At 74.7% G+C, this 24,052-nt stretch carries 28 protein-coding genes; 4 read left to right on the top strand and 24 right to left on the bottom strand.

Annotated elements, in window-relative coordinates; all coding sequences use genetic code 11:
• Positions 1-8 precede the first annotated feature (8 nt).
• Positions 9-1,835: a long-chain fatty acid--CoA ligase gene (locus M8C11_RS09395; RefSeq protein WP_252449279.1), complete on the top strand. Its 1,827-nt coding sequence runs from the start codon at positions 9-11 to the stop codon at positions 1,833-1,835.
• A 62-nt stretch (positions 1,836-1,897) separates the two neighbouring features.
• On the opposite strand, the gene M8C11_RS09390 is transcribed toward M8C11_RS09395, so the two are convergent.
• Positions 1,898-3,205 (bottom strand): low temperature requirement protein A, encoded by a 1,308-nt coding sequence (locus tag M8C11_RS09390; protein WP_252449278.1) that lies wholly within the window; start codon positions 3,203-3,205, stop codon positions 1,898-1,900.
• 78 nt (positions 3,206-3,283) lie between these two features.
• A complete protein-coding gene (locus M8C11_RS09385; protein WP_252449277.1) occupies positions 3,284-4,735 on the bottom strand; it encodes a PLP-dependent aminotransferase family protein in 1,452 nt (483 codons plus the stop codon).
• A 59-nt stretch (positions 4,736-4,794) separates the two neighbouring features.
• Here M8C11_RS09385 and M8C11_RS09380 point away from each other — a divergent pair, with 59 nt between their 5' ends.
• Positions 4,795-5,430, top strand: coding sequence for a YitT family protein (locus tag M8C11_RS09380; protein ID WP_121686157.1), 636 nt, complete (start codon positions 4,795-4,797; stop codon positions 5,428-5,430).
• Between the two features lie 116 nt (positions 5,431-5,546).
• Positions 5,547-6,008, top strand: coding sequence for a hypothetical protein (locus tag M8C11_RS09375; RefSeq protein ID WP_091420710.1), 462 nt, complete (start codon positions 5,547-5,549; stop codon positions 6,006-6,008).
• Positions 6,009-6,016: 8 nt separating this feature from the next.
• Here the strand turns inward: M8C11_RS09375 and hisF are convergent, their stop codons facing one another.
• The 12 genes from hisF to hisD form a co-directional block, all read right to left on the bottom strand.
• Positions 6,017-6,784, bottom strand: coding sequence for an imidazole glycerol phosphate synthase subunit HisF (gene hisF / locus M8C11_RS09370; RefSeq protein WP_252449276.1), 768 nt, complete (start codon positions 6,782-6,784; stop codon positions 6,017-6,019).
• A gap of 85 nt (positions 6,785-6,869) precedes the next feature.
• Positions 6,870-7,877, bottom strand: a complete 1,008-nt coding sequence (locus tag M8C11_RS09365; protein ID WP_252449275.1) for an NADP-dependent oxidoreductase — start codon at positions 7,875-7,877, stop codon at positions 6,870-6,872.
• Positions 7,878-7,882: 5 nt separating this feature from the next.
• Positions 7,883-8,308, bottom strand: a complete 426-nt coding sequence (locus M8C11_RS09360) for an organic hydroperoxide resistance protein (protein ID WP_252449274.1) — start codon at positions 8,306-8,308, stop codon at positions 7,883-7,885.
• 1 nt (position 8,309) lies between these two features.
• Entirely contained in the window at positions 8,310-8,756 is a 447-nt protein-coding gene (locus M8C11_RS09355; protein ID WP_252449273.1) for a MarR family transcriptional regulator, read from the bottom strand.
• 82 nt (positions 8,757-8,838) lie between these two features.
• Positions 8,839-9,264, bottom strand: a complete 426-nt coding sequence (locus tag M8C11_RS09350; protein WP_120568841.1) for a RidA family protein — start codon at positions 9,262-9,264, stop codon at positions 8,839-8,841.
• On the bottom strand, positions 9,261-9,989 hold the full coding sequence (gene priA, locus M8C11_RS09345) for a bifunctional 1-(5-phosphoribosyl)-5-((5-phosphoribosylamino)methylideneamino)imidazole-4-carboxamide isomerase/phosphoribosylanthranilate isomerase PriA (protein ID WP_018785235.1): 729 nt from the start codon (positions 9,987-9,989) through the stop codon (positions 9,261-9,263). Before priA ends, M8C11_RS09350 begins: the two co-directional genes overlap by 4 nt.
• Before the next feature lie 19 nt (positions 9,990-10,008).
• The gene (locus tag M8C11_RS09340) at positions 10,009-10,329 is read right to left on the bottom strand and encodes a hypothetical protein (RefSeq protein ID WP_013475800.1); all 321 of its coding nucleotides are present in this window, start codon (positions 10,327-10,329) and stop codon (positions 10,009-10,011) included.
• 46 nt (positions 10,330-10,375) lie between these two features.
• Positions 10,376-10,996: an imidazole glycerol phosphate synthase subunit HisH gene (gene hisH, locus M8C11_RS09335; protein WP_013475799.1), complete on the bottom strand. Its 621-nt coding sequence runs from the start codon at positions 10,994-10,996 to the stop codon at positions 10,376-10,378.
• Positions 10,996-11,157: a hypothetical protein gene (locus M8C11_RS09330; RefSeq protein WP_216936508.1), complete on the bottom strand. Its 162-nt coding sequence runs from the start codon at positions 11,155-11,157 to the stop codon at positions 10,996-10,998. The genes hisH and M8C11_RS09330 overlap by 1 nt, the downstream gene beginning before the upstream one ends.
• A gap of 5 nt (positions 11,158-11,162) precedes the next feature.
• Positions 11,163-11,774 (bottom strand): imidazoleglycerol-phosphate dehydratase HisB, encoded by a 612-nt coding sequence (hisB, locus tag M8C11_RS09325; RefSeq protein WP_013287582.1) that lies wholly within the window; start codon positions 11,772-11,774, stop codon positions 11,163-11,165.
• The gene (locus M8C11_RS09320; RefSeq protein ID WP_252449272.1) at positions 11,771-12,844 is read right to left on the bottom strand and encodes a histidinol-phosphate transaminase; all 1,074 of its coding nucleotides are present in this window, start codon (positions 12,842-12,844) and stop codon (positions 11,771-11,773) included. The genes hisB and M8C11_RS09320 overlap by 4 nt, the downstream gene beginning before the upstream one ends.
• Complete coding sequence (gene hisD, locus M8C11_RS09315) at positions 12,841-14,166, bottom strand: histidinol dehydrogenase (protein WP_252449271.1); 1,326 nt, start codon at positions 14,164-14,166, stop codon at positions 12,841-12,843. The genes M8C11_RS09320 and hisD overlap by 4 nt, the downstream gene beginning before the upstream one ends.
• A 108-nt stretch (positions 14,167-14,274) precedes the next feature.
• Here hisD and M8C11_RS09310 point away from each other — a divergent pair, with 108 nt between their 5' ends.
• On the top strand, positions 14,275-14,979 hold the full coding sequence (locus tag M8C11_RS09310) for an LON peptidase substrate-binding domain-containing protein (protein WP_120568837.1): 705 nt from the start codon (positions 14,275-14,277) through the stop codon (positions 14,977-14,979).
• On the opposite strand, the gene M8C11_RS09305 is transcribed toward M8C11_RS09310, so the two are convergent.
• The 10 genes from M8C11_RS09305 to M8C11_RS09260 all read right to left on the bottom strand — a co-directional run bounded on the left by M8C11_RS09305 (position 14,945) and on the right by M8C11_RS09260 (position 24,049).
• Positions 14,945-15,790, bottom strand: coding sequence for a DUF2567 domain-containing protein (locus M8C11_RS09305; RefSeq protein WP_252449270.1), 846 nt, complete (start codon positions 15,788-15,790; stop codon positions 14,945-14,947). The genes M8C11_RS09310 and M8C11_RS09305 overlap by 35 nt on opposite strands.
• A 48-nt stretch (positions 15,791-15,838) precedes the next feature.
• Positions 15,839-17,404, bottom strand: coding sequence for an ATPase (locus M8C11_RS09300; protein WP_252449269.1), 1,566 nt, complete (start codon positions 17,402-17,404; stop codon positions 15,839-15,841).
• Between the two features lie 140 nt (positions 17,405-17,544).
• Positions 17,545-18,393, bottom strand: coding sequence for a hypothetical protein (locus M8C11_RS09295; protein WP_252449268.1), 849 nt, complete (start codon positions 18,391-18,393; stop codon positions 17,545-17,547).
• A gap of 1 nt (position 18,394) precedes the next feature.
• The gene (locus M8C11_RS09290; protein ID WP_252449267.1) at positions 18,395-19,339 is read right to left on the bottom strand and encodes an RluA family pseudouridine synthase; all 945 of its coding nucleotides are present in this window, start codon (positions 19,337-19,339) and stop codon (positions 18,395-18,397) included.
• A complete protein-coding gene (gene lspA, locus M8C11_RS09285) occupies positions 19,336-19,938 on the bottom strand; it encodes a signal peptidase II (protein ID WP_252449266.1) in 603 nt (200 codons plus the stop codon). Before lspA ends, M8C11_RS09290 begins: the two co-directional genes overlap by 4 nt.
• Positions 19,939-20,004: 66 nt before the next feature.
• Positions 20,005-20,424 carry a TraR/DksA C4-type zinc finger protein gene (locus M8C11_RS09280; RefSeq protein ID WP_030500254.1) on the bottom strand — a complete coding sequence of 140 codons (420 nt, stop codon included), beginning with the start codon at positions 20,422-20,424 and terminating at the stop codon, positions 20,005-20,007.
• Positions 20,425-20,648: 224 nt separating this feature from the next.
• The gene (locus M8C11_RS09275; protein WP_252449265.1) at positions 20,649-22,154 is read right to left on the bottom strand and encodes a potassium/proton antiporter; all 1,506 of its coding nucleotides are present in this window, start codon (positions 22,152-22,154) and stop codon (positions 20,649-20,651) included.
• A 22-nt stretch (positions 22,155-22,176) separates the two neighbouring features.
• Positions 22,177-22,485 carry a DUF167 domain-containing protein gene (locus M8C11_RS09270; RefSeq protein WP_120568830.1) on the bottom strand — a complete coding sequence of 103 codons (309 nt, stop codon included), beginning with the start codon at positions 22,483-22,485 and terminating at the stop codon, positions 22,177-22,179.
• 2 nt (positions 22,486-22,487) lie between these two features.
• Positions 22,488-23,291 carry a hypothetical protein gene (locus M8C11_RS09265; RefSeq protein WP_252449264.1) on the bottom strand — a complete coding sequence of 268 codons (804 nt, stop codon included), beginning with the start codon at positions 23,289-23,291 and terminating at the stop codon, positions 22,488-22,490.
• Positions 23,285-24,049: a DivIVA domain-containing protein gene (locus tag M8C11_RS09260; protein WP_252449263.1), complete on the bottom strand. Its 765-nt coding sequence runs from the start codon at positions 24,047-24,049 to the stop codon at positions 23,285-23,287. Before M8C11_RS09260 ends, M8C11_RS09265 begins: the two co-directional genes overlap by 7 nt.
• Positions 24,050-24,052: the final 3 nt, after the last annotated feature.

Below are 24,052 nucleotides of genomic sequence, written 5' to 3'. Positions count from 1 at the left end.
CTACAGCGATGGCTCTCGATGTACCGTACCGTTCCGTACCGGACATGTTCCTCAAGCGCGTGGCGGATTCCCCCGACCGGCACGCCTTCGCCCACCCCGCACCCGACGACTCGGGCCCGGTCTGGCTGACGTGGGAGCAGGTCGGGCAGCGCGCCAAGGCGATCGCCGCCGGGTTGCACGGGCTCGGTGTCGGCCTGGAGAACCCGGTCGCGATCCTGGCCAACACGCGCCTGGACTGGGTGCTCGCCGACTTCGGCATCATGTGCGCCGGTGGGGCGACCACCACCGTCTACCCCACCACCGAACCCGACGACGCGGTCTACATCATCGCCGACTCCGGCTCGAAGGTGCTGTTCGCGGAGAACCCGGCCCAGGCGGCGAAGATCGCCGGGGCGGACCTGCCCGCGCTGACCCACGTCGTGCTCTTCGACGGCACGCCCGACCCGGCGGCGGCCGTCCCGCAGCTCACCCTGGCCGAGCTGGAGGAGCGCGGCGCCGCCGCGCTGAGCGCCGAACCGGACCTGATCGACATGCTCGTCGCCGGCATCGGCCCGGACCACCTGGCCACGCTGATCTACACCTCGGGCACCACCGGCCGCCCGAAGGGCGTGGAGCTGCTGCACGGCGGCTGGTGCTGGGAGGGCGTGGCGCAGGCCGAGCTGGGCCTGCTGCGCGTCGACGACCTGCAGTACCTGTGGCTGCCGCTGTCGCACTCGTTCGGCAAGACGCTGCTCTGCGGCGCCACGCACGTCGGCCTGCCCACGTACGTCGACGGCCGGGTGGACAAGCTCGTCGACCTGCTGGGCGTGGTGCAGCCGACGCTCATGTGCGGCGCGCCCCGGGTCTTCGAGAAGGTCTACAACAAGGCGGTCACCACCGCGCAGGGCGCGGGTGGCGCCAAGGCCAAGATCTTCGCCTGGGGCGTCGGGGTCGGCAAGGAGAAGGTCGCGCTGGAGCAGGCCGGCAAGCCGGTCCCGGCCGGCCTGCGGATGAAGTACGCGCTGGCCGAGAAGCTCGTGTTCAGCAAGCTCCAGGCCCGGCTCGGCGGCCGGATGCGGGTGCTGGTCTCCGGCGCGGCGCCGCTGAGCAAGGAGATCGCCACCTTCTTCGCCGCCGCCAACCTGCCCATCTCGGAGGGCTACGGTCTGACCGAGACCAGCGCGGGCGCGTTCGTGAACCCGCCGGACGGGCTGAAGATCGGCAGCGTGGGCCGCGCCATGGGCGACCTGGAGTGCCGGATCGACACCGACGGCGAGGTCCTGCTGCGGGGCAAGCCGGTCATGCGCGGCTACCACAACCTGCCCGAGGAGACCGCCGCCGCGTTCACCGAGGACGGCTTCTTCCGCACCGGCGACATCGGCACGCTCGACGCCGACGGCTACCTGCGCATCACCGACCGGAAGAAGGACCTGGTCAAGACGTCCGGCGGCAAGTACGTCGCGCCGTCGCACATCGAGGGCATGTTCAAGGCGGTGTGCCCGTACACCTCGCAGGCAGTGGTGATCGGGCAGGCGCGCAACTACTGCACCATGCTCGTCACGCTGGACCCGGACGCGATCAAGGGCTGGGCCGCCGGCACCGCGCTGGAGGGCAGCGACTACACCACGATCGTCACCTCGCCGCAGGCGCGGGAGATGGTCGAGGGATACGTGGCCGAGCTGAACGCCAAGCTCAACCGCTGGGAGACGATCAAGAAGGTGTCGATCCTCCCCCGTGACCTCACCATCGAGGACGGCGAGGTCACGCCGTCGCTGAAGATCAAGCGCCGCAGCGTGGAGACGAACTTCGCCTCCGAGATCGACAAGATGTACGAGGGCACGCTCGCCGAGCTGTAGCCGCACCGCCACACTGTCGCGCCGGCCGTGCCCCACCGTCCCGGGGCACGGCCGCGCGCCGTTCACAGGTGCTGCTGCCGCCAGTGGCTCTGCTCGGCCTCGGCGGCGATCTGCTCCTCCAGCGCGAGTTCGCGTACCCGGCGCCGGTGGCCGTCCTCGCCCCGCGTCTCCCAGGCGATGCCGGCGCAGGTGAGCACCGCCAGCGCCATCAGCGCGACCAGCTCCGGGATGCGGAACACGAACGGGCCGGCCACGGCCAGCGCCGCCACCGTGACCAGCAGCCGCCAGTGGACCTCGCGCAGGGCCACCCACCAGCACCCGGCGACGCTGAGCAGGTGCAACGCGACTCCGCCGAAGAGGATCGAGCCCCAAAAGTCGCCCAGCGGCAGCCCCCAGGAGGGCGTGTTGGGCTCTACGGCCTCGGCCAGCAGGTCCTTGAGGCCGAGCGCGTAGAGGATGATCCCGGCGACCATCGGCAGGTGCAGGAACGTGTAGGCGGTACGGGCCAGCCGCAGCCGTGCGGCCCGGTCCCGGGCGTGGTGCAGGGCCTGTTCCATCGCGAACGCCAGCGTGTCGAAGTACGCCCACCACAGCGCCGCCACGATCGTGATGCCGAGCAACGCGGCGATCACCACCGGGCCGGTGAGCGGCAGCCCGCGCTTCGGACCGAGCCCGAGCGCGATGATCGACTCGCCGAGTGCGACGAGCACGATCAGCGCGTGCCGTTCCGCCCAGTGCCCGGCCGAGAGCACCACCCACCACTGCTGGCCCAGGGTCGTCCCGGCGACGTACTCGACGACCAGCGCCGTCGTCCAGAGCGCCAGTTGCAGCCACACCGCGATCCGTTCCTCCGGCACCCGGCCGGGCAGGGTGCCGGCGACGACCAGCAGCACCGTGGCCACGGTCGGCGCCAGGAAGCGCATCCGCAGCCCTCGCCGCCGGTCCGGGTCGGCGCGGTCGGCCCACGCGAACACGGTGAGCTGGGCGGTCCGGATCACGAAGTAGCACCCGGCGAAGACGAGTGGCCCGGGCAGCCAGCCCCCGCGGTTGGTGAAGGCGCTGGGCGTGCTGAGGACGAGCAGGAACGTCGCTGCCACTGTGACGAAGCCGACCAGCGGCAGCATCCCCTGGTCGGCGCGGAACGCGTTGCCCATCCGGGCGAAGCCGGTCCACGACCACCAGAGCAACGCCAGCACCAGCAGGAAGCGGTAGAGGTTGACCGGCGTGAGCACCGTGGCGGTGAGTGTGGTGACGCTCAGGAACGCGAAGACGAAGACCAGGTCGTAGAAGAGCTCCAGCCGGGTGGTCCGGGAGCCCGGCGCGCTGCGCCGCACCGTCCACGACCACCGGACTCCCCTCCCGTTCCCCACCCGGGCAGTCTGCGGGCACCCGCCCGTCCGGAGCCGCGCTTCGGGCCGATCACCACCGGATCGGGCAGCCGGGCCGGGTCAGGCGATGACGCTCGGCTCGCGCCACTGCGGGCGGCTGGTCCGGTCCAGGTCGTAGCGGACCGCCGCGAGCCGCCCGACCGCCTCCACCAGCTCGTCGGCGGGCAGGGTGAAGGGCAGCCGCAGGAAGCGCTCCAGCGTCCCGTCCAGGCCGAACCGGGGTCCGGGCGCCAGCCGTACGCCGACCTCCTCGGCCGCGCGGGCCAGCGCGCTGGAGATCGGGCCGTCCAGCTCGGCCCAGAGCGTGACGCCGCCGCTCGGTACCCGTACCCGCCAGTCGGGCAGCCGGTCGGCGAGCGCGGCGACCAGGGCGTCCCGCTGGGCGACGAGCTGCGCCCGGCGGGCCGCCACGATGGCCGGCGCCTCGGTGAGCAGGTGCACGGCGACGAGCTGGTCGAGCACCGGGCTGGCCATGTCCACCCCGACCCGGGCCGCGGCCAGCCGCTGCACCTGGGGCGCGGAGGCGCGTACCCAGCCGATCCGCAGCCCGCCCCAGTAGGGCTTGCTCATGCCGCCGATGCTGATCACCCGGGAGTGCCGGTCGAAGACGGCCACCGGCGGCGGCAGCGTGGTGTCGTCCAGCGGCAGATCGACGAAGGACTCGTCGACCACCAGGTCGGTGCCGGCCGCGTGGGCCGTCCCGACCAGCCGCTCGCGCAGGTCGGCGGCCATCAGGTGGCCGGTCGGGTTCTGGAACTCGGGGATCACGTACGCGAGCTTCGGCCGGGTCTGCCGGAGGCTGCCGAGCAGCAGTTCGGCGTCCCAGCCGTCGTCGGACAGGCCGTGCGTGGCGATCCGGGCCCGCCGGGCGGACAGCGCGGCCAGCGCGTTGGGATAGGTGGGCGACTCGACGAGCACCGCGCCGCCGGGCGACAGGGCCAGCCGCAGCACCAGGTCCAGCGCGTGCTGGGTGCCGCTGGTGACCATGATCTGTTCCGGGCTGGTGGGCAGACCGCGCTCGGTGTAGGCGCGGGCCACCGCCTCGCGCAGCTCGATGATGCCGGTCGGGTGGTAGCCGGCGCCGCCGAGGTAGCGGGGCAGGTCCTCGGCCGCGGCCCGGGCGGCCGGGACGAGCTGCGGGGGCGCGGACAGCGCGGCCACGCCCAGGTCGATCATGTCGCGGTCGTCCAGCGGCGTCCACAGCCCGGTGCTGGCCACCCGGTGCCCGCCGGGCAGCATGGTCCAGCTCCCCGCGCCCCGGCGGCTGGCCAGGTGGCCGCTCTCCCGCAGTTCCCGGTACGCGGCGGTGACGGTGGTCCGGCTGATCCGCAGCGCCTCGGCCAGTTCCCGCTCGGCCGGCAGGCGTACCCCGAGTGGGAGCCGCCCGTCGGCGAGCAACCCGCGGACGGCGCCGGCGAGCGCGGCGTAGTCGGGGCTGCGCCGGCGGCCCGGCAGGGCGTGCCACTGGCCGAGGAGTCGCGCCAATTGGACGCCGCGCACCTGGCTGGTCATGGCCACACCTCCGAAATTGGCACCCTTGATGACCGCGATTGGCCCCTAGGGTGGCATGCATGGCACCGCTTGGCAATCTCCGGCACCGGCCCGCGCGACGACTCACCCAGCTCTATGCCGGGCTGGTCCTGTACGGCGTGAGCATGGCGCTGATGATCCGCTCGGAGCTGGGCCTGGACCCGTGGGACGTGTTCCACCAGGGGCTCGCCCGGCAGACCGGCCTGTCCTTCGGCACCGTCACCATCGCCGTCGGCGCCCTCGTGCTGCTGCTCTGGATCCCGCTGCGGCAGCGGCCCGGCCTCGGCACGGTCAGCAACGTCGTGGTGATCGGACTGGTCGTCGACGCCACCCTGGCCGTGCTGCCGCCCGGGGAGGGCATGCCGGCGCGCGTCGCGCTGCTCGTTGCCGGGATCGTCGCCAACGGCGCCGCCACCGGCCTCTACCTCGGCGCCGGGCTCGGCCCCGGCCCGCGCGACGGCCTGATGACCGGCTTCGTCGCCCGCCACCCCCGGTTCTCGGTCCGGCTGGTCCGCACCGTCATCGAGATCACCGTGCTGGCGCTCGGCTGGCTGCTCGGCGGCACCGTCGGCCTCGGCACGGTGGCCTACGCGCTGACCATCGGCCCGCTGGCCCAGTTCTTCATCCCGGTCTTCGCGCTGCCCGCACGACCGGCGGCCGGCGCCTACGCTACGTGACCACGGCCGGGCCGACCGCCACGGCCCGGCCCGAGCCGCAACGCGCTGAGCTGCGACGACGCAGAACCGGGAAACCAGGTGTTTCCTCCGCCGTCGCCGCCGGGCATCATTCCTGCATGGGGGAGAACGGATGGCGTTGGAGCGACGCCTGGATCTTCGTCGCGTTGGTCATCGCCAGTGGCGCCGGCCGGCACCGGCGGGCCGCCGCGACACGCCGCCCCGAAGGCGTACGGCTGGCCGACGTCCTCTCCACCGCCGACCACCTCAACCAGGCCATCCCGGAGCGGCACGAGGTGGAGGGGGCGGTCCGGCGGCTCGTCGGCGCAGGCCTGGTCAGCGTCGCCGACGGCTGGTTCCGGGTCACCCCGGACGGTGAGCGGCTCTGGCGCACCCGGCCCAGCGCCGGGCTCGGCACCACTGTCGACACGGTGCAGGGCGTGCTGACCCGGCGGCACCCGCCCGCCGAGTCCGAGTGGCAGCTCGACGAGGACGACCACGCCGCCGCCGTGCAGGAGTACGTGGTCCGGTCGATCCCGATGCCGCGCCGCTCCCCCGAGGGGCACTCCGGCCGGCAGTGACCGCCGCCTCAGCGCACCGGGTGCCCGGCGCCGCGCAGCGCGTCCTTGACCTCGCCGATCGTCAGTTCGCCGAAGTGGAAGACGCTCGCCGCGAGCACCGCGTCCGCCCCGGCGCCGATCGCCGGCGGGAAGTGGGCCACCTCGCCCGCGCCGCCGCTGGCGATCACCGGCACGTCGACCACCTCACGGACCGCCTGGATCAGCGGCAGGTCGAACCCGGCCTTGGTGCCGTCGGCGTCCATCGAGTTGAGCAGGATCTCGCCCGCGCCCAGTTCGGCGCCGCGCGCCGCCCACTCGACCGCGTCCAGCCCGGTGCCCCGCCGGCCGCCGTGGGTGGTCACCTCGAAGCCGCTCGGCGTCGTGCCGTCCGGTGCGCGGCGCACGTCGAGCGAGAGCACCAGGACCTGGCGGCCGAACCGGTCGGCGATCTCGGCGATCAGCTCCGGCCGGGCGATGGCGGCGGTGTTCACGCCCACCTTGTCCGCACCGGCGCGCAGCAGCGTGTCGACGTCGGCGACCCGGCGTACGCCGCCGCCCACGGTGAGCGGGATGAAGACCGACTCGGCGGTGCGCCGCACCACGTCGAGCATGGTGCCCCGGTCGCTGGACGAGGCGGTGACGTCGAGGAAGGTCAGCTCGTCCGCGCCGGCCCGGTCGTACGCCGCCGCCAGCTCCACCGGGTCGCCGGCGTCGCGCAGGTCGAGGAAGTTGACCCCCTTGACCACGCGCCCGGCGTCCACGTCCAGACACGGGATGACCCGTACCGCCACCGTCATGCCCCGAGCCTAACGAACGCGCGGGCGGTGGTGACCCGCCGGTGAGGCCGGTCACCACCGCCCGCGGTGGAGTGGTTCGCGCCGGTCAGAGACGGACCAGCATCTTGCCGAGGTTCTCGCCGCGCAGCAGGCCGAGGAACGCCTCCGGGGCCTGCTCGATGCCGTCCACGATCGTCTCGTCGTACGACAGCCGGCCCTCGCGCAGCCAGCCCGCCACCTCCTGCACGAACTGCTCCCGCAGGTGACCGTGGTCACCGACGAGGAATCCGCGCAGCGTCAGCCGCTTGCCGATCACCAGCGCCAGGTTGCGCGGCGCGGCCGGCGGCTCGGTGGCGTTGTACTGCGCGATCATGCCGCAGATCGCGGCCCGGCCGTGCAGGTTCATCGCCCCGATCGCGGCCTCCAGGTGGTCGCCGCCGACGTTGTCGAAGTACACGTCGACGCCGTCCGGAGCGGCGGCCCGCAGCTGCTTGTACACCGGGCCGTCGTGGTAGTCGAAGGCGGCGTCGAACCCGAGCGCGGTGAGGCGTTCCACCTTCGCCGCGGAACCGGCGCTGCCGATCACCCGCCCGGCGCCGCGCAGCTTCGCGATCTGGCCGACCATGCTGCCCACCGCGCCGGCCGCGCCGGAGACGAACACCGTCTCCCCCGGCTTCATCGCCGCCACGTCGAGCAGCCCGGCGTACGCGGTCAGCCCGGTCATGCCGAGCACGCCCAGGTACGCGGTGACCGGCGCCAGGCCGGGATCGACCTTGCGCACGCCCTTGGCGTCCACCAGCGCGTACTCGCGCCACCCGAACCCGTGCAGCACCGTGTCGCCGGGCTTGACGCCGCCGGCCTCGCCGGCCACCACCTCACCGATCGCGCCGCCGTCCAGCGGTGCGTCGAGCGCGAACGGCGGCACGTACGACTTGACGTCGTTCATCCGTCCGCGCATGTACGGGTCGACGGACATGAACCGGTTGCGGACCACTACCTGTCCCGGGCCCGGCGTCGGCACCTCGGTGGTGACCAGCCGGAAGTTCTCCGGGGTCGGCCAGCCCTCCGGCCGGGACGCCAGGTGGATCTCCCGGTTGACGCTCGCCTCGCTCATCGTGCTCACAGGGCCGCGCGGACCGTGCGGGTCACCTCGACGTTGCCCCGGGTCGCGTTGGAGTAGGGGCAGACCTGGTGGGCCGCGTCCACGAGCTGCTCGGCGGCGGCGCGCTCGGCAGCGGGCAGGTCCACCACGAGCGTCACGGCCAGGCCGTAGCCGCCGCTGCCGTTCGGGCCGATGCCCACCTCGGCCTCGACGACCGAGCCGGAGACGTCCGCCTTGGCCTGGCGGGCCACCACGCGCAGCGCGGAGTGGAAGCAGGCCGCGTAGCCGGCCGCGAAGAGCTGCTCCGGGTTGGCCGCGCCGCCGGCGCCACCCATCTCCTTCGGTACGGCGAGGTCCAGCTCGACCGTGCCGTCGGAGGTCCGGACGTGACCGTCGCGGCCGTCGCCGGTGGCGCGGGCGGAGGCGGTGTAGAGCACCTGCATGTCACTGCTCCTTCTGTCGGTGGATCGTCTCGGTGACCCGGGTGAGGATGCCGTGGAGGAAGACCAGTTCGGTCTCGGTGAGCCCGGTCGCGGTGGCCACCCGGCGCGGCACGTCACCCATCCGCTCCCGCAGCGCCCGGCCCCGGTCGGTGAGGCCCACCTCGACCCGGCGCTCGTCGGCAGCCGAGCGGGTACGCACCACCAGACCGGCCGCCTCCAGCCGCTTGAGCAGCGGGGAGAGCGTGCCGGAGTCGAGCCGGAGCTGACCGCCGAGCTCGGAGACCGTGGGGGCGTCGTCGTCGCGCTCCCAGAGCACCAGCAGCACCAGGTACTGCGGGTAGGTCAGTCCGTGCTCGTCGAGGATGGGCCGGTAGACGTCGGTCAGGGCGCGCGACGCCGCGTAGAGCGCGAAGCACACCTGCCGGCGCAGCACCAGATCATCGGTCACGCCCTGAACCGTAGCGTGCAATCAAGTTGTGCACAACTTATCGGGCCGCGAGACGGCCGGCGCCGACCGCGCCGGGGACCGGTCAGCGGTCCGGCAGGTACGCCTCCAGCTCGACCTCGACCAGGAGATCCGGATCGATCAGCCCGGCCACCACCACCATCGTGGCGACCGGACGCACCGGGCCGAACACCGCGTTGTGCGCCCGGCCCACCTCGTCGGCGTAGATCCGGTCCGTCACGTACATCCGCGTCCGCACCACGTCACCCGGCCCGGCGCCGACCTCGGCCAGCGCGTCCAGGCCGATCCGGATCGCCTGCGCGGTCTGCGCCGCCGCGTCGCCCGCGTGCGCCACCCGGCCGTCCACCGTGGAGGTGCAGCCGGCGGTGATCGCCAGCGAGCCGGCCCGGACCACCCGGGAGTAGCCGTACAGCGCCTCCCACGGGCCGCCCGAGCCGAGCCGGGTCACCACCCCGGCGTCCACCGGCGTCCGGACCGGCTCGGCGGTCACGCGCCGGCCCGCAGCGTCGCCAGCGCCTCGGCGACTGTGAACGCGCCCGCGTAGAGCGCCTTGCCGGCGATCACACCCTCCACACCCACCGGCTCCAGCGTGGCCAGCGCCCGCAGGTCGTCCAGCGTGGACACGCCGCCGGAGGCGATCACCGGGGCGTCGGTGCGGGCGCACACCTCGCGCAGCAGGTCCAGGTTGGGCCCGCGCATGGTGCCGTCCTTGGTGATGTCGGTGACCACGTACCGCGCCGCTCCGGCGGCGTCGAGCCGGGCCAGCACCTCGTAGAGGTCACCGCCGTCGCGGGTCCAGCCGCGCGCCGACAGGGTACGGCCGCGCACGTCCAGCCCGATCGCCACCCGGTCGCCGTACTCGCCGCAGATCCGGTCGCACCACTGCGGGTCCTCCAGCGCGGCGGTGCCGATGTTGACCCGGGCCGCCCCGGTGCCGAGCGCCGCCCGCAGCGACTCGTCGTCGCGGATGCCGCCCGACAGCTCCACCTTCACGTCCAGCTTGCCGACCACCTCGGCGAGCAGCGCGGCGTTGGAGCCCCGCCCGAACGCGGCGTCCAGGTCGACCAGGTGGATCCACTCCGCGCCGTCGGACTGCCAGGCCAGAGCCGCGTCCAGCGGGTCGCCGTACGCGGTCTCGCTACCGGCGGCGCCCTGCACGAGCCGGACGGCCTGGCCGTCGGCGACGTCCACGGCGGGCAACAGGGTGAGGCTCAACGCATCTCTCCTCGGATCCTCAACGACGGTCCAGCGCGATCACCACGACCGCGGGCAGGACCAGCAACAACAACACGACCAGCACCAGCCGCAGCGCGAGGTCGTCCACCAGATTCCAGATGGCGACCACCGCCACCACGGTGAGCACCAGGATCGTCGCCCGCTCGCGGCGGGTGTGCCGGCGCAGCCGGCCGGTACGGCCGCGCCGCAGCGACGGCGTCAGCCGGCGTACCAGGGAACGACGCCGCTCCCGGCGCGCCACCCGGCGGGCGCGGACGGCGCGCGCCCGCTCCTGCTCGGCCTCGCGCGCCGCGCGGCGGCGGGCCCGCTCCTTGCTCACGCGAACACTCGCGGACGCCCCGCCCGCGTGCCCCGGACCGGTCCGGTCACAGCGTGCCGAGCCAGTTGCGCAGCAGCGCGGCACCGGCGTCGGCCGACTTCTCCGGGTGGAACTGCGCGGCCGACAGCGGCCCCCGCTCCACCGCCGCGACGAAGTCCGCGCCGTGGTGCGAGGTGGTCACCGCGGCACCCGCCTCGGCCAGCGCCGCCGGGTCGGTCACGCCGTAGGAGTGGACGAAGTAGAACCGGGTGTCGTCCGGCAGCCCGGCGAACAGCGTCGAGCCGGCCGGCGGCCGCACGGTGTTCCAGCCCATGTGCGGCAGCCGCCGCGCGGGCAGCCGGGTCACGCCGCCCGGCAGCAGCCCGAGCCCCTTGGTGACCACGCCGTGCTCCTCGCCGTGCCCGAACAGGATCTGCATGCCGACGCAGATGCCCAGCACCGGCCGCCCGGCGGCGACCCGGTCGGCGATGACCGGCCCGGCGCCCAGCGCCTCGATCCCGGCCATGCACGCGGCGAACGCGCCCACGCCCGGCACCACCAGACCGTCGGCCGACGCGGCGGCGTCCAGGTCGTCGGTGACAGTCACCTCGGCGCCGGCCCGCGCCACCGCGCGCTCGGCCGAGCGCAGGTTGCCCGAGCCGTAGTCGAGCACCACCACCCGTGCCATCAGCTCTCCCCCGGCAGCAGCCAGAGCACCCCGGCGACGGTGGCCAGCACGGCCAGCAGGCCGGTGATCACCACGGCGGCGCGGGGCGCGCCCTGCTTGAGCAGCGACCACGTCCCGCCGACCAGCAGGCCGGCCAGGATCAACAGAAGTGTGGGCAGCACCTTCATTAGAGAGCGCCCTTCGTGGACGGCACTACGCCCGCGTTACGCGGATCGATCGCGGTGGCCTCGCGCAGCGCGCGGGAGACGGCCTTGAACTGCGCCTCGACCACGTGGTGGGCGTCCGGGTGGCCGCCGGGACGAGCCGCGCGCAGCACGTCCACGTGCAGCGTGATCCGGGCCGACTGACCGAACGACTCCCAGATGTGCCGGGTCATGCTCGTCGGGTAGACCGGCCCGATGTACGGGGCCAGCGCCGGCTCGTCGTGCACCACGTACGGGCGGCCGGACAGGTCGACGGCGGCCCGGACCAGCACCTCGTCCATCGGGACGGTGGCCGAGCCGTACCGCCGGATGCCGGCCTTGTCGCCCAGCGCCCGGTCGAACGCGGCGCCCAGCGCGAGCGCGGTGTCCTCCATCGTGTGGTGCGCGTCGATCTCCAGGTCGCCGACGGTGTGCACGGTCAGGTCGAAGCCGCCGTGCCGGGCGATCTGGTTGAGCATGTGGTCGTAGAAGCCGACGCCGGTCTCGATGTCGGCCTTGCCGGTGCCGTCGAGGTCGATCTCGACGAGCACCTTCGTCTCGTTGGTGACCCGCTCGATCCGGGCGATCCGGCTCATGAAACTGTCTCCATCGCGGTGAGGAAGGCGTCGGTCTCGGTCGGGGTGCCCGCGGTGACGCGCAGCCAGCCGGGCAGGCCCACGTCGCGCACCAGCACGCCGGCATCGAGCAGGGTACGCCAGGCCACCGCCTGGTCCCCCTCGACGGCGAACAGCACGAAGTTGGCGTCGCTGTCGGCCACCCGGTGACCCCGGGCGCGCAGCTCGGCGACGATCCGGTCCCGCTGCTCCTTGATCGCGGCCACGGTGCCGAGCAGGGCGTCCCGGTGCGCCAGCGCCGCACGGGCCGCGGCCTGGGTGAGCGCGGACAGGTGGTACGGCAGCCGGACCAGCTGCACCGCGTCCACCACCGCCGGGTCGGCGGCCAGGTAGCCGAGCCGGCCGCCGGCGAACCCGAACGCCTTGCTCATGGTGCGGGTCACCACCAGCCGCGGGTGGCCGGGCAGCACGGCGAGCGCGCTCACCGTGCCGGGCCGGGCGAACTCGGCGTACGCCTCGTCCACGACCACCATCCCGGGCGCCGCGTCCAGCACCGCGGCGACCACGGCCGGGTCGAGCGCGGTGCCGGTCGGATTGTTCGGCGAGCAGAGGAACACCACGTCCGGCCCGTGCTCGCGGACCTGGGCCACCGCCTCGCCGGCGGTGAGCCCGAAGTCCTCGCCGCGCCGGGCGGGCACCCACCGGGTGCCGGTGCCGAGCGCCAGCAGCGGGTGCATCGAGTACGCCGGCGTGAAGCCGAGCGCCGTGCGCCCGGGACCGCCGAACGCCTGGAGCAGCTGCTGCTGGATCTCGTTGGAGCCGTTCGCCGCCCACACGTGGCCGGCGGTGAGACCGTGACCGAGGTAGGCGGCCAGGTCGGCGCGCAGCGCCACCGCGTCCCGGTCCGGGTAGCGGTTGAGGTCGCGCAGCTCGGCGGCGACCGCCTTGCCGATCGCCTCCACCACCGGCTCGGGCACCGGGTAGGAGTTCTCGTTGGTGTTCAGCCGCACCGGCACGTCGAGCTGCGGCGCACCGTACGGCGTCCGCCCGCGCAGGTCGTCGCGGATCGGCAGATCGTCGAGCGTGGTCACGACGCGCCGCCCTCGGGGAAGCGGACGCTGACCGCCTGGCCGTGCGCGGGCAGGTCCTCCACCGTCGCCAGCGTGACCACGTGCGGCGCCACCTCGCGCAGCGCGTCCTGCGTGTATTCGACCAGGTGGACACCGCGCAGGAAGGACTGCACGGACAGCCCGGAGGAGTGCCGGGCGCAGCCGCCGGTGGGCAGCACGTGGTTGGAGCCCGCGCAGTAGTCGCCGAGCGACACCGGCGACCAGGCGCCCACGAACACCGCACCGGCGTTGCGCACCCGCAGCGCCCACTCGCGGGCGTTCTCGGTCTGGATCTCCAGGTGCTCGGCCGCGTACGCGTCGACCACCCGCAGCCCCGCCTCCAGGTCGTCGACCAGGACCACGCCGCTCTGCTCGCCGCGCAGCGCGGTGCCGATCCGCTCGGCGTGCTTGGCCGCCGGCGCCTGCCGGGCCAGCTCGGCGTCGACCGCGTCGGCCAGCGCGGTGGACGGGGTGACCAGCACGCTCGCCGCGAGGGGGTCGTGCTCGGCCTGGCTGATCAGGTCGGCGGCCACGTGCGCCGGGTCGGCGGTGTCGTCGGCCAGGATCGCGATCTCGGTCGGGCCGGCCTCGGCGTCGATGCCGACCACGCCGCGCAGCAGCCGCTTCGCGGCGGTGACCCAGATGTTGCCCGGACCGGTGATCATGTCGACCGGCTCGCAGCGCTCGTCGCCGGCCGGGTCGACGCCCGCGCCGTACGCGAGCATGGCGACCGCCTGGGCGCCGCCGACGGCGTACACCTCGTCCACGCCGAGCAGCGCGCAGGCGGCGAGGACCCGCCGGTCGGGCAGCCCGTCGTTGTCCTTCTGCGGCGGGCTCACCACCACCAGCGAGCGCACCCCGGCCGCCTGGGCCGGGACCACGTTCATCACCACCGTCGACGGGTACATGGCCAGGCCGCCGGGGACGTAGAGACCGACCCGGTCGACCGGCACCCACCGCTCGGTCACCGTGCCGCCCGGCACCACGGTCGTGGTGTGGTCGGTGCGGCGCTGGTCGGCGTGGACCTTGCGGGCCCGGGTGATCGACTCCAGCAGCGCGGCGCGGACCTGCGGGTCCAGCTCGTCCTCGGCGGCGCGGATCGTCTCGACCGGCACCCGCAGCCGCTCCGGGGAGACGCCGTCGAACCGCTCGCTCGCCTCCCGGATCGCCGGGTACCCATGGTCCCGGACCGCCTCCACGAGCGGGCGGATCCGCTCGACCGCCACGGAGACGTCGAGCTGGGCACGGGGCAGCAGGCGGCGCGGGTCACGGGCCCCGCCGCGCAGGTCGATCCGATTCAGCACGCCTGCGAGTCTAGGCCGCCGCCGGTGTCACCGGCCGGGCCCGCCCGCACGCCGGGACGGTGAGCCGGGACACGCGCGGGCGGGCGGGTTGGCGATACGCTCGATCACGTGAGCGCACGGCTGCCGGTGTTCCCGCTCGGGACCGTCCTCTTCCCCGGGCTGGTCCTTCCGCTGCACATCTTCGAGGAGCGCTACAAGGCGCTGGTGCGCCACCTCGTGGGGCTGCCCGAGGGCGCGCCGCGCGAGTTCGGCGTGGTGGCGATCCAGGCCGGCTGGGAGGTCGCGCCGGCCGGGCCGCCGGGGCGTTCCGGGCCGGCCGGCGGCGAGGTGACGCTGCACGAGGTCGGCTGCACCGCCGAGCTGCGGCAGGTCACCGAGCTGGCCGACGGCGGCTTCGACATCGTCACAGTCGGGCGGCGGCGGTTCCGGGTCGCCGAGGTCGACGACTCCGCCGAGCCGTACCTCACCGCCGAGGTGGAGTGGCTGCCGGAGCCGGACGGCCCGGACGAGGTCTCCGACCTGCTGGCGGCCCGGGTGATCTCGGTGTTCCGGCAGTACCTGGGCCTGATCCGGCCGGACCAGCAGGAGATCACCGAGCAGTTGCCGGAGGACCCGACGGTCCTGTCGCACCTGGTCGCCGCGACCGCCGCGCTGACCGTCGCCGACCGGCAGCGGCTGCTCGCCGTCGACGACACCGCCGGCCGGCTGCGTGCCGAGCTGCGCCTGCTCAACCGGGAGACGGCGTTGCTGCGGCAGGTGCGCGCGGTGCCGGTGCCGCTCAGCGAGCTGGCTGGTCCCCCGGCGCCGAACTGAACCCGGGCGGGGGCGGCCAGGCCGCGTCGGGCTCCGGCTCCGGCCGCAGCGACGGCCACCGCGACCAGCCCGCCAGCAGCGTGTACGTGACTGCCGCGCCGAACGCGGCGAGCAGCAGGTTCCCGTGCGGCAACGGCAGCGGGCCGTACCAGTCGACGCCGCCGGCGCGCAGGTCGACCGGCTTGGTGAACGCGGTGCCCGGCGGCGCGGTCTCCACCAGCCGCTGGAACGTCGACAACCCGATCCGGCGGCCGACCTGCCAGGCCACCGCCGCCGCGCCGAGACCGCCGAGCGTCACCGCGAGCAGACCGGCCGGGCCGCGCCGGCGGCGCAGCAGCACCCACAGGGCGACGGCGGCGAGCACACCGAAGCCGAGCGTCAGGAGGCTGAACCAGCCGTCCGCCGCGATCGGCTGCTCCGGCTGCGTGGTCGCGTAGACCGCGCCGGCCGGGGTCTGCCGTACCGGCGTCTCGGGCGCCGCCCACGCCCACAGCAGCCCCAGCGGCACGCCGAGCGCGGTGAGCAGCGCGACCACGCCGAGGGTGGTGAGCAGCGGGCGGCCGGACCGCGTGGCGCCGGGCAGCTCCGCCACCACGCCGGGATGCCCGGCGAGCGGGTCGGCGCCGGGCGCGGTGACCGGCGTGCCGGCGGGCACCGGCAGGCCACCGGGCCAGCCGGGCGGCTGCTCGCGCGCGGGCCACGCGCCGCCGGGACGCGGGGCATCGCCGGGCCGTGGGGCGTCGCCGGTACGCGCGTCGCTGCCGTCGGTGCGCTCGCGCGCCCGCTCGGGCTCAGGGGTGTCCGGACTCACCCGTTGATCCTCTCAGGCCCGGGCACGGCGCGGGGCGGTGGTCGGCGCTCAGCGCGCGAACGGTTCCAGCATCACCGCTGCCGCCTTGAGCCAGGCGTTGCGGGTCTCGGCCTGGAGCTGGTGGTACTCGATCGAGGAGCCGGTCTCCAGCGCCGGGTCGTAGGGCACCACGGCGACCGCGCGGGTCCGGGTGGCGAAGTGCCGTTCCAGGTCGTCCTGCAACGAGGTACGCCCCGGCGTGGGGCAGGAGATCAGCGTGACCGCGTTGTCGGCCAGCTCGCCCATGCCCACCTCGTGCAGCAGGTCGAGCATCCAGTCCGCGCTGAACGCCGCGTCCTCGCGCGGCACCGTGGTCACCACGAGCTGGTCGGCGGCCTGCATGACGGTGCGCCAGTTCGGGCTCTCCACGTTGTTGCCGGTGTCCACGCAGACCACCTCGTGGGTGCGGCGCAGCAGCTCCAGCACCCGCTTGACGGTGAACTGGTCGAGCCGCTGGGCGAAGCGCGGGCTCTCCTCGCCGGCCAGCACGTCGTACGAGCCGTCGGAGGCGTGCCGCAGGTAGTCGTCGAGGTGCGACAGCAGCGTGTTGCCCTCGAGGATCTCGATCTGCGCCAGGTCGTGGACCAGGTGGCGGATGGTGCGGGCGTGCCGGGCGCTGCCGGCCCGCAGACCGAGCGTGCCGCGCAGCTCGTTGTCATCCCAGGCGAGCACGCCGCGCCCGCGTACGCTGCCCACCGTCGCGGCGGCGAGCACCGTCGCGGTGGTCTTGTGCACCCCGCCCTTGGGGTTGGCGAAGGCGAGCACCCGGGGGGTGCCCAGCTCGCGGCGCAGCACGCTGGTCGCCCGTTCGAGTTCCGGGTCCGGCTCCGGGGCGCGCCACTGCACCTGGGCCGCGTCGACCCGGCCGGAGCGGCCCTCCAGCGGGCGGCGGGGCGCGGGCACCACCGGCTCCGGTGCGGGCGGCGTGTCCGGCCGGTAGCGGCCCCGGTCGAGCAGCGCGTAGCGGGACTCGGCCGGCGGCGGCGCGGGCCGGTAGCCGCCGTCGAGAAGGGAGTACCGGGACTCGGCCGGCGCCTCGGCCCGGCCGCGCGGCTCCGGACGGGCCGGCTCGGGTCGCCAGGACGGTTCCGGGCGCGGCTCGGCGGTGAAGGGCTGCTCGGGTGCGAGCGACGGGTCGGGCGGGAACGACGGGTCGGGCGCGAGCGCCGGGTCGGCGCGCCAGGACGGCTCGGGCGGGTAGGGCGGCCCGGCGCGCCAGGACGGCTCGGGGTCGCTGCGGTACGCCGATTCGGCCCGGTAGGCCGGCTCGCCGTCGTGCCGGGGATCGGCGCGGAAGGCCGGGTCGACCCGGAACGTGGCCTCGGCCCGGTAACCGGGCTCGGCGCCGTACGACCCGTCGGGGGCGCGGCCGACGGCGGTGGCGCGGCCGGTCCACCCGGTGCCCGCGCCACGGCGGGGCAGCGGGTCGGGCGGCGGCGCCGGTTGCTCCTCGACGTGCCGGTCGGCGTCGGCGTGCTCCGCGCCGCGACCGCCGAGCCGGGCCCGGTCGAGCAGCGCCCGCCACCGCGGTGCCGGCTCGCCCTGCCGACCCCAGCCGGTCTCGCTGCCGTCCAAGGATTCGCCCTCCCCCAGCCCATCGATCTCCGCCTGACAGGCTACGAACGAAACCCTATTCGGACCACTCCCCGCGCCGCACATCGCCCGGTGGCCCGCCGCACCATGGGATCGGCCCGGTCGCCGCGTGCCCCGGTGTCTCAGGAGGTGGGAGCCGGATTGGGTGTCCCGGAGCCGGCGACGGACGCGGGGGCGGTGGGTGAAGGTTCGCTCACCGTCCGTGCGGCTTCCGACGAATCGCCCATTCCGCCTGCCCCGGCCGGCCCGGTGTCGGCCGGCGGCCGGACCACGTCACGCTGCTCGGGCAGCGGCGGGGTGAACACGGTCCGGTCCAGACGGGTCACCTCCGGCGCCGGGTCCACCACCCGCACGCCCGGACGACCGGCGAGCGCGCGCAGGGCGTCCGGCGCGGCACCGACCACTGCGGCGTAGACGCAGGCGCAGCCCGCCCGGTACGCCTGCGCCTCGCGGGCGGCGACCTCGGCGCCGCTGTCGTACACCCGGCGCAGCTCCGGATCGGCTGTGGTCGCGGCGGCGCGGGACCGGTAGTCCGCGGCCTCCCGGTCCTTGCGGGTCGCGACGCCGGCCATCCCGGCCACCACGTCCTGCGGCAGGCGCAGTGCCGCGATCCGGACGATCTCGGTCTGCCGGCCGGGCAGCGGCACCCGCGCCACCACCGCCGAGACCCGCGCGCCGTCCAGCGCGGCGGCCGCCCGCGCCGGGGTCAGGTAGTCGCCGAACGACACGAGCGCGTAGCCGTCGGGCGCGTCAAGGCGGGCCAGCTCGTCCCCGGCGGCGCGCAGGTACGCCGGGATGCTCGCGCCGTCGGTCACGCCGACCCGGGTCACCTCGCCGACCGTGCGGTCGCTCACCGGGCGGTCCCGCCGCTGCGCCACCGCCACCACCAGCACCACGAGCGCGCAGGCCAGCGCGAGCCAGGTCAGCGCGGCGGACCGGGACCGGCGCGGTGGCGCGGGATCGTCGCTCACGTCAGTCGCGCAGGATCTCCAGCGCCCGGGCCAGGTCGTCCGGGTACTCGCTGACGAACGTCACCTCGTCGCCGGTGCCCGGGTGCGCGAAGCTCAGCGAGCGGGCGTGCAGCCACTGCCGGGACAACCCGAGCCGGGCGGACAGCGTCGGGTCCGCGCCGTAGGTCAGGTCGCCCACGCAGGGGTGCCGCATGCTGGAGAAGTGCACCCGGATCTGGTGCGTACGCCCGGTCTCCAGCCGCACGTCGAGCAGGCTGGCGGCGGGGAACGCCTCGATCGTGTCGTAGTGCGTGATGCTCGGCTTGCCGCCGGAGACCACCGCCCAGCGGTAGTCGTGGTGCGGATGCCTGTCGATCGGCGCGTCGATGGTGCCGCTCAGCGGGTCCGGGTGGCCCTGCACCACGGCGTGATAGCGCTTCTCCACCTCGCGGAACTTGAACGCCCGCTTCAGCGCGGTGTACGCGCGCTCGCTCTTGGCCACCGCCATGATCCCGGTGGTGCCCACGTCGAGCCGGTGCACCACGCCCTGCCGCTCGGCGGCGCCGCTGGTGGAGATCCGGTGACCGATGCCGGCCAGCCCGCCGATCACGGTGGGGCCGGTCCAGCCCGGGCTCGGGTGCGCCGCCACCCCGACCGGCTTGTCGACCACCACGATGTCGTCGTCGGCGTACACCACGGTCAGGCCGGGCACGGCCTGCGGCACCACGGTCGGCGGGGCGGGCGGCGCGGGCAGCGTGACCTCCAGCCACGACCCCGCCTTGACCTTGTGCGAGTTGGGCCGGGCCACGCCGTCGACGAGCGCGTCCCCGGCGTCGATCAGGCCGGCGGCGGCGGTGCGGGAGAGCCCGAACAGGCGGGACACGGCCTGGTCCAGGCGCATGCCGTCGAGGCCGTCCGGCACGGGCAGGGAACGGGTGTCGCCGCCGGCGGCGAACGCGGAGGTCACGCGGTCTCCCGCTGCTCGGCCGGGGCGGCGTCGTCGCGCTTCTCGTCGCGCAGCCGGGAGCCGTCGCGCTGCCGGCCGGTCAACTCCAGGAAGACCGCGAGCACCACGCCGCACACCAGCGAGCTGTCGGCCAGGTTGAACACCGGCCAGACCTGGCCGTACGGGTCGAAGAGGCTGATCATGTCGACCACGTGGCCGACGAAGTGCCCGGGCGCGCGGAAGATCCGGTCGATCAGGTTGCCGAGCGCGCCGCCCAGCACCAGGCCGAGCGACACCGCCCACGGCAGCGAGCGCAGCCGCAACGCCATCCAGGCGATCCACCCGATCACCACGAACGTGATGATCGGGAAGACCCAGGTGTGGTCGGAGCCGATGCTCCAGGCCGCGCCGCTGTTGCGGGTGAGGCTGAGGTAGACCGCGCCGCCGAGCAGCGACACCGGCTCCCGGCCGGTCAGCTCGGCGAGCGCGAGCTGCTTCGTGCCGAGATCCGCCAGCAGCGAGAACAGGGACACGCCGAGCAGCAGGCCGACGGCCTTACGGCGGGGCGCGCCGGCGCCCGACTCGGTGGTGCCGGCCCCGGCGGGCGGTGCTGCGGTCATCTGCTCCCCATCGACGCTCGCGACGGTGTGGTCACCGTCTGCCGTACGGCCGCCGGGGAGCGGTGATCAGCGCCGCTCCTCCAGCTGCTTGCACGTCACGCAGAGGGTGGCCGACGGGAACGCGGCGAGCCGCTCCACCGGGATCGGGTTGCCGCACCGCTCGCACCAGCCGTATCCACCCTCGTCGAGGCGCTCAAGCGCGCGCTCGACCTGCGTGATCCGTTCCTTGATGCTGTTGGCGAGAGAGATCTCCTGCTCACGCTCGAACGTCTTGGTGCCGGTGTCGGCCTGGTCGTCCCCGGCCGAGTCGGTCAGCCGGTCGCGCTGCAGCTCGGTGATCTCGCTCAGCGTCTGATCGTACTCGGCGTTCAGCTCGTCCCGCCGTGCCGCCAGGGCGGCCCGGATCTTCTCGGTCTCCGCGGCGCTGCGGGTGGCCTTCGGCGCGGGCTTGCGGCCGGCGGTCCTGGTGTCGGCTGGCTTCGCCATGTCAGCTCCCTCAGCCGCGTGGCGCGGCGGTCAGCGGTACGTGGGCGGGGACGCCGTCGTCGGCGTCGTCCGCGTACGGAAGGGTGCACGGCGAGCGGGTCCGCCGTGCACTCCGGAGGTTGGCAAGAATACGGAACGTACAGGCGTCCGACAACGTGCCGCACCGTCGTCCCACGTATCCGCCCCGGACTGCCATCAATCGGGGCAAAAGGAACGGTAGCAGATCAGCGGGCCTGCTCCTCGCCGTACTCCCCGAACCACCTCGCCAGCCGACCCCGGCGGCTCACCGCCCGCAGCCGCCGCTCGGTCTCGTCCCGAACGCCGGCGGTGGCGACGATGAGCAGGCTGTCCCCGACCTTGAGCCGGGTGTCGGCGCCCGGCACGAAACCGACGCCGTCACGCAGCACGAGCGTCACCGCGGCGCCGACCGGCAGCCGCAGCTCGTCCACGTGCACCCCGGCCAGCCGCGACCCGGCCGGCACCTCCAGCTGGAGCAGGTCCGCGCGCATCCGTTCCAGCGGGGCGGTCTCCAGCAGGATCTCGCTCGCCTCGGCCGGCGCGGTCACGCCCAGCCGGCGCGCCGCCGGCGCCAGCGTCCCGGCCTGGAGCAACGTGAAGATCACCACCAGGACGAAGACGGCGTCGAACAGGCGGTCCGCCCCCGGCACGTGCAGCGACAGCGGGATGGTCGCCAGCACGACCGGCACCGCGCCGCGCAGCCCGGCCCAGGACAGGAACAGCTGCTCGCGCAGGTTCACCCGGAACGGCAGCGCGGACACCGCCACCGACAGCGGCCGGGCGAGCAGCAGCAGCGCCAGCCCGGTGATCACGGCCGGCAGCACCGCCGCGTCCAGCCGGCTCGGCGAGACCAGCAGGCCGAGCAGCACGAACAGGCCGATCTGGGCCAGCCAGGCCAGCCCGTCGGCGAAACCGAGGATGGCCTGGCGGTGCGGCAGCCGCGAGTTGCCGAGCAGTACGCCCGCGACGTACACGGCGAGGAAACCCGAGGCGTGCAGCATCGAGCCGGCCGCATACGCCAGCACGGTGAAGCCGACCACCGCGATCGGGTACAGGCCGGCCGACGGCAGCGCGGCCCGGCGCAGCGCGTACCGGCCGGCCAGCCCGGCGCCGACCCCGACCGCCGCGCCGGCGCTCAGCTCGTAGCCGAGCAGCAGCACCTCGTACCACCAGGGGTGGTGGGCCTCGACCCCGGCGCGGGACAGCAGCAGCACCAGCAGCACGACCGGGGCGTCGTTCACCCCGGACTCGGCCTCCAGCGCGGCCACCAGCCGGGGCGGCAGGCGCAACCGGCGCAGCGTGGCGAACACGGCCGCGGCGTCGGTCGAGGAGAGCACCGCGCCGTAGAGCAGCGACAGCCGCCAGTCCAGGCCGAGCAGCAGGTGCACCACCACGCCGACGACCACGATGCTGACCACGACGCCGACCGTGGACAGCGCCGCGGCCAGGCCCAGCACCGGCCGCAACGTGCTCCACCGCGCGGTCAGGCCGCCCTCCGCGATGATCACGATGAGCGCGCAGAAGCCGAGCACCCGGGTCAGCTCGACGTCGTCGAACCGGATGCCCAGGCCGGCCTCGCCGAGCAGCACGCCGAGCGCCAGGTAGACCAGGAGACTGGGTACGCCGAGCCGGGTGGAGAACCGCACCGCGCCCACCGCGACCAGCAGCACGGCGGCGCCCACGAGCAGCGCGACGTCGAGCCCCGGGGTCATCGCCGGCCGGCCCGACCGGACCTCACGCCGTGCTGCCGTCGCGCAGCCGGCGCAGCACCTCGGGCAGCCCGTCGTGCGGGCGCTCGACCAGGAAGAGCTTGTCGCGGCTGGCCGCGCCGGACCGCAGGGACACGGTCGCCGGCCGGACGCCGAGCGCGTCGGCGAGCGCGCGCCGGGCCGCCTCGGTGGCGCGGCCGTCCACAGCGGGCGCGTGCACCGCGACGACGAGCGCCGGACCGTACGGCCCGTCGAACCGCCCGCCCACCCGGGCACGGGCCGCCCCGGGCTTCACCCGCACCGCGACGGTGAGTGTGTCGTCCGCGATCGTCATGGTCAGCGCGGCCGGGCCTCGGCGAGCAGGGTGGTGGCGGCGGCGCAGTGCGCGCACGGGGTGAAGCCCAGCGCGACCGCCTCGGCGACCGGCAGCGGTTCGTCCTCCCGGCCCACCAGGTGCGGGCAGTCGGGCAGGTGGAAGCGGGGGTGGCCGTCGACCACCAGGACCTCGCCGGGCAGCCGGACCAGCCGGGCGACCTCACCGGTGGAGAGGAACTCGGCCGGCGGGTCGCCGTCGAACGCCTCGCCCGGTGCGGGCGAGGTGGGCCGCGCGGTCTCCGGCGTCCGCGGGCCGGGCGGCGAGTAGGGCGCCGAGTCCGCGACCACCGGGTCCGGCGCCGTGTACGGCCCGGCGGCGGGTTCGGCGTCGAACGCCGTCGTGTACGGCCCCGCGGCGGCCTCGGTGTCGAGCGTCCCGGTGACCGGCTCGTACGGCCCGTCGAACGGCTCGGCCGGCGGCGAGTACGCGGCCGGCGGCGGGACGTCGTCCGGCTCGGTCACCGGCGATCCGGGCGGTTGCCGCCACCCGGATCCGCCGGCGCCGACCGTGGACGTGTGGTGCGGGACCGGGCTCACCGGTTCGTCCGGGGACGGGACGGTGTGCGCGGTCCGCGGTCGCGGCCCGGCCTCCCGGCCGGCCGTGGCCCGTGCCGCGGCTGCCTGGCGGGCGAACGCGACGAAGGCGACGGCGGACAGCAGGCTGGCCGCGATCGAGACGATGAGCAGGAGGCTGGATCCGCCGGCGAGGCCGGCGATCAGCAGCACGACCGCGACGAGGATGAGCAGGATGCTGGCGGCTACCACGGCTCACCCCCGGCCGCGTCGTGTCCGTTGCTGCCGGTGGCGCGGTTGCCCTCGGAGCGGTTCATCTCCACCTCGAGACCCTGGCCGCGACCGTCGAGGTCACGCAGCTGGCTCTCCAGGTACGCCTTGAGGCGGGTGCGGTACTCGCGCTCGAACTGCTTGAGCTCCTCGATGTGCTTCTGCAGCGCGGTGCGCTTGGCGTCCAGGCCGCCCATGGCCTCCTGGTGCCGCTGGCGGGCGTCCCGCTCCAGGGCGTCGGCCTTGGCGCGCGCCTCCCGGGTGACCTCCTCGGCCTTGGAACGGGCCTCGGAGAGCAGCTGGTCGGCCTCGCGACGAGCGTCGGAGACGTGGTCGTCGGCGGTGCGCTGGGCCATCATGAGCACCCGCAGCGCCTGCTGCTCGCCGTCACCGGTCACGCCGGCCGGGCCGCCCTGCGTGCGGACCTGCTCCAGCTCGGCCTGCATCGCGCGGGCCGCCTGCTCGGCGGCCGCCTTGTCGCGCTGCACCCGGTCGAGCTGGGCCTTGACGTCGTTGAGCTCCGCCGCGAGGCGGGCGTCGCCGCCGGGGCCGGCGGGAGCGCCACCCCGACCGCCGCGCTCCACCTGGGCGCGCAGCTCGTTGTTCTCCTCGATCAGACGGGCCAGCTCGCGCTCGACCTCGTCCAGGAAGGCGTCGACCTCCTCCTCGTCATACCCCCGCTTGCCGATCGGCGGCTTTTTGAAGGCGACGTTGTGGACGTCGGCCGGGGTCAGCGGCATCGA

Source organism: Micromonospora sp. CPM1, from assembly GCF_023896895.1.
Classification (GTDB): Bacteria; Actinomycetota; Actinomycetes; order Mycobacteriales; family Micromonosporaceae; genus Micromonospora; species Micromonospora tulbaghiae.
This window is presented reverse-complemented; position numbering and strand designations above follow the sequence as displayed.